5 protein-coding genes are annotated in these 4,540 nt (G+C 65.1%); 4 read left to right on the top strand and 1 reads right to left on the bottom strand.

Annotated elements, in window-relative coordinates; all coding sequences use genetic code 11:
• Positions 1 to 25 precede the first annotated feature (25 nt).
• Positions 26 to 799 carry a hypothetical protein gene (locus HNR30_RS46600; RefSeq protein ID WP_181616687.1) on the bottom strand — a complete coding sequence of 258 codons (774 nt, stop codon included), beginning with the start codon at positions 797 to 799 and terminating at the stop codon, positions 26 to 28.
• A 780-nt stretch (positions 800 to 1,579) separates the two neighbouring features.
• Here HNR30_RS46600 and HNR30_RS46595 point away from each other — a divergent pair.
• From HNR30_RS46595 to HNR30_RS46580, 4 genes are all read left to right on the top strand, one after another.
• A complete protein-coding gene (locus HNR30_RS46595; RefSeq protein WP_181616686.1) occupies positions 1,580 to 2,029 on the top strand; it encodes a lamin tail domain-containing protein in 450 nt (149 codons plus the stop codon).
• Between the two features lie 230 nt (positions 2,030 to 2,259).
• Positions 2,260 to 2,583, top strand: a complete 324-nt coding sequence (locus tag HNR30_RS46590; RefSeq protein WP_181616685.1) for a hypothetical protein — start codon at positions 2,260 to 2,262, stop codon at positions 2,581 to 2,583.
• Positions 2,584 to 2,992: 409 nt separating this feature from the next.
• Positions 2,993 to 3,655, top strand: a complete 663-nt coding sequence (locus tag HNR30_RS46585; RefSeq protein WP_181616684.1) for a hypothetical protein — start codon at positions 2,993 to 2,995, stop codon at positions 3,653 to 3,655.
• Positions 3,656 to 3,999: 344 nt separating this feature from the next.
• Entirely contained in the window at positions 4,000 to 4,515 is a 516-nt protein-coding gene (locus HNR30_RS46580; protein WP_181616683.1) for a hypothetical protein, read from the top strand.
• Positions 4,516 to 4,540 lie beyond the last annotated feature (25 nt).

The following is a 4,540-nucleotide window of genomic DNA, read 5'->3' as shown; positions in this document are numbered from 1 at the left end:
TTGGTCGTGGACGAGGCCGGGTAGGTCACACGCACACAGGAAGCTCTTTGACTTTCCCCGCTGACTCGAACGCGGGCGGCAGCATCTGATAGCGGCGAGGGACCGCGACCTCTCGTGAGACTCTGTGAGCGGGGACCACGTCGTACTGCCACCAGCCCCCATCGAGCGGGTTGTACACGTAGGCGCTGTGCGAGCCGTCCCAGCCCTGGCTCGTGTCAGCCCCCATCATGGGTTGTGTCCGAATAGTCAACTGGGTGCATGCATCGATCTGGATCTGGAAGTTGAAGTCCCCCGTTAGCGGCCCAGCCTCTACCTCCGTGTGAAGGTACATTTCGGTGGGCATCGAGTTCCAGTTCGTGATCACGATCTGGCCTCCCTCCACGAGCTGCGAGAGCAACCTGTCTTCCGGTTGGATGGAGACGCGCTTGATGAAGGCGGAGTGACTGTCCGTCCGCTGCTGCTCGCTGATCCGCACCGCATCCTTCGAGGCGACGTACGCGAGCATGGCGACGACCACGGCGGCGACGGTGGCGAGCGCGGTAATGATCGTGCCCCATCGGATCGCTCGCCCTTCACGCGGCTGAGCGGTGTCGCGCTGGCCTCGCTCGGCGAGCTCTGCGCGGAGCCGTTCGGTCTCGGCCTTATCGCGGTGTGCGCGTGCACGTTCGGCGACTAAGACTGTCGTCTTGACGGCTGGCCGCGGGTGCGTGGTCCGCAGGCGGCGTGATCTCTTCGGCGGAGCGTCCGGATGGAAGAGTCGTTCGACGAGGTGGAGTAGACGGCGGCGTGCGCGCGGCATGCTCCCATGGTGCCCTGGCTGGGTTGATGGCGGCTCGCACTCGATAATCTCCCTGGCGGCGGCATCCGTCGCAGGCTCGGCCATCATGCTGGCACCCACCGCCCCCGCTCACGCCGGCCCCGCCACCCCCTACAACTGCACGGTAGGACTCCTCGCCCAATCCGGGGAGGTTGTCGGCGGCTACTCGCTGTGCCAGAGCGGGTATGGCTGGCATCGGGTCGTGGTTCAGTGCTCGGGTGTAGATCACGCGGGTTCATGGGTCGAAGTAAGGCGCCAATCGACTCTCAAATGCCCGCCGCTACATCCCAAGCCTGGGCGTGTCAGGTACGAGACCATGGGCGTCTAGCTCCTGGCACAGCCAGGTTGGGCAGGGCATGGACGCTGAAGAGGCCCGCACCCCATAGGGGTGCGGGCCTCTTCGTGGTCGAGGTAGTGCCCCAAGCCGCCGGGCATGGTCGGCATGTGTGCCGATCCCGAGAGAAGCGGGCTCAAGAATCGGTCGGCGAGCACAATTTGCTCAGGCGCCCTCACGGTACCCGGACATGACATGCGAGAGCCGCCCCGCCTGAGGTGGCAGGCGGACGGCTCAGCGATCCCACCCCCACAGAGGGCAGGATCAACATCCCTCGCGACGGTTAGTGCTGCGCCTTCACCGTACGCCTCAGCGGTGCCGTCGAGAACCCTGGAGTGCCAACAGAACGTGGTTCACCGACAACCCACTGTGCACCCCAGTCGTCTCATCATGCGTTCCATCCATCCCCCGCACGACAGGACAACCCGGTGAGACTGATCCCCCTTGCGATAGCCGCCGCCGTCGCAGCCACCACCCTGACCGCCACCCCGGCCTTCGCCGCAGCGCCGGCCGTTCAGATCGTCAAGGTGTACTACGACAGCCCCGGCTCGGACCGGCGCTCCAACTCGAGCTTGAACGGCGAGTACGTCGTCATCCAGAACACCACCCGCAAGGCCATCGTGCTCGAGGGCTGGCAGGTGCGCGACAAGACCGGCTACACCTACGAGTTCGGGCCCGACGTGATCCTCGGCGCGAAGAAGCGCATCACCCTCCGGTCCGGGTCAGGCGGGGACGGCACCTCCACCGTCTACTGGGGACGCAAGCAATACGTGTGGAACAACGACAAGGACACTGCCTACGTGCGCAAGCCGGACGGCAAGCTGGTCGACTCCTGCTCGTACAACTCCACCCGCTACGACGACAAGAACTGCCTGTAGCACCCGTGCGCTGTCAGGCCATCGCCCTCACGCTGCTCACCGTCGTGACGTTGGGCTGCTCCAGTGCGCCTTCTACAGGCGTCTCGTTCCCGAGTGCCTCACCTAAGGCGTCAGCCACCACGCAATCAGCCGCCTCACCCATCGTGGGCTGGGATGCGCGGCCCGCCGGCCGCGCCTGCCGGAGGGCCTACTCCGTTATCGCACCGGCGTTTGTGACGACCAAAAGGGCGGTGCGACTGCTGCTTCACGGTAGGGGTGAGCAGGCTCTCCTCACCGTGCTTCAAGCCAGCGCCGTTACCGCCCAGGACTTCCTATCGGATGACCGCCTGGTCGACTGCCGACGAGAGGACACATCCAAGGGCGCGGCCCTGGAACGCGGAGCCCGCGAGGTCATCGCCATGCAGGCGCTGGCAAGCCGGTACGGCCTGGCTGTCCCTCCCGGGATGAGCACTACCTATCAGGCGTCGCAGCCGCTCCTAGAGACCGCCTTGCAAGTCGATCCGGAGCGTTATGCCCTGCACAAGCGCGAGGCGGAAGGGACCGATTGGGAGTAGCGCATCACCGCGCGGCCTTCGAGAAACCGATACAGATGGAAGCGGGCCCCTCCCTTGGTCCAGGTGCGGGCCGCTCACTGTTCGAGGCAGCGGGGCCTTCACCCTAAAGACATGCGGCGGCCGAGCGCCAGCCGCATCATCGGAGATCGCGACCAACGCAGCTCGTCCCCTCGGGATGATAAGAGAGCCCGCTCCTGCCCGAAGCAGGTGCGGGGCTCTTCCGCTTCACCCTTCTTTCAGAGCGGCCATGCATGATGGATCCATGCCGCGTCCGCGTCTCGCCCGGCTACTTCGCCGCCTCGCCAACGAGCTCGAACCGCCGCCAGCCGCCGAGCCTGCGCCCACGCCCGAGCCGCGGCGACCACGCCCGCCTGCACGGGTGCGGCCAAGGCCGTCGAGATCGTCGGCGATGAGTACGCGACTCGCAGCCGAACGCGCCTACCGGAAACGACGCCGAGCAGACGACGCGAGCGAGCAGCCTCGCGAAGGACGGGCGATCCGATGGGGCACCATCATCACCGCGCTCGCCACCGTTGCGGCCGTAGTCGTCGCAGCACTCGCGTACAACGCTTCCAAGGAGGCCGTGCGGGTCAGTGAGCAGCAGCGCGACCTCACCCACCAGCAACGCCTCGATGCCGCCGAGCAGTTTGCTCGGCGGGTGACCGCCTCCATTGAAAGAGCCGGAGATCCCGCTAAAGACCCCGACTTCGATGTGACTGCGCGAAACGCGAACACCATCGCCACGGTGGCCGAGTTCCGCCTCACAACATTCATCTCAGATGAGGGAGAAGTGATCGTCTTCAAGCATTGGGGAACGGGCGTGGTTCCGGCCTGCTCGGAGGTCGTTTTCAGAGTGGTCGCGGGCTTTCGATCCTCGGCGGGTAAGGCGCCACGGACCGAGCTCGCTGTTTTCCAGGAGCATCCGCTTGACGGCCAAAGGTGGAGCGTTGAGGACCTCGGTGGAGCTCCGAAGCCGATGACGCACAGCGAGTGGACACAATATCGGGGTAGTGATGAAGAAGCAGTGCTGGTAGTTCTCTGGAAAAAGCAGTCAGTAGCTGAGTGCGTCTAGTCCTCGCCGTCCTCTCAGCCAGGTCACGCTCCGACCTTCTCCGCCGCTTCAAGTCGCCGTCAAGCCACCGGATGGAGCATGAGAGCATGCCGAGCGCCCGCCGCCGTCTCTTCCGTCTGGCAGAACGCCTCCTCCAACCAGACCCGCCACCGAGACGACCACGCCGCTCGCACGCTACGCACCCGAAGCCGGCGGCGAGAGCCACCATCCGCGCCGCCGAACGGGCACGAGCACGACGTGACCAGGCGAAGGCACCGCATTGGGAAGGGCGTGCGCTTCAGTGGTGGACCGCCATCGGAACCGTTCTTGCGGGGCTTGTCGCTGTGCCTGCGCTGGTGATCTCTATGAATGCACTTCGGATCAGCGAACAGCAGGCGACTCAAGCGGCTCAGCAGTTCGCGAACCGCGTCACAGCCCCACCACCAACCACATCGGGCATTGCGCCCGGGCACGAGGAAGGAGCCACTCTTCTTGGGGCTCCCGACGACAACGGCATGATGCTCTTCCAAGTCCGTCTCCGCAACACCAACAGCATGCCGGTTGTCGTGGAAGGGATGCTGTCGGAGTCCCCGGCCGGCGGGGACCCTCTCGCGCCTATCTTCCTGATCCTGAATCTTCCGGCTTGCACGGAAGGCACCTTCGAAACGTCCGGTTCAGAACACCACGAAATACACGAAGTGGCTCATGCAAGGGTGCAGTTGTACACAAAGAACGCGCTCGACGGCCGCCAGTGGACCGTCCCTCGACCAGGACAGCAAGCGCAACCGGTCGAAACAGCAGTAGAAGCCTCCGTCAATCACAGCTCGGTCGAAGAGCACAGGAGACCGAGACAGAGCAAGCTCATCGCGCCGTGCGCGTGATCTACCCAGCCTCCTCGACGACGAG

This window comes from Nonomuraea soli (genome assembly GCF_013761175.1).
GTDB lineage: Bacteria > Actinomycetota > Actinomycetes > Streptosporangiales > Streptosporangiaceae > Nonomuraea > Nonomuraea soli.
Note: the sequence above shows the minus strand (reverse complement) of the source record. Positions and strands in the feature narration are given on the sequence as shown.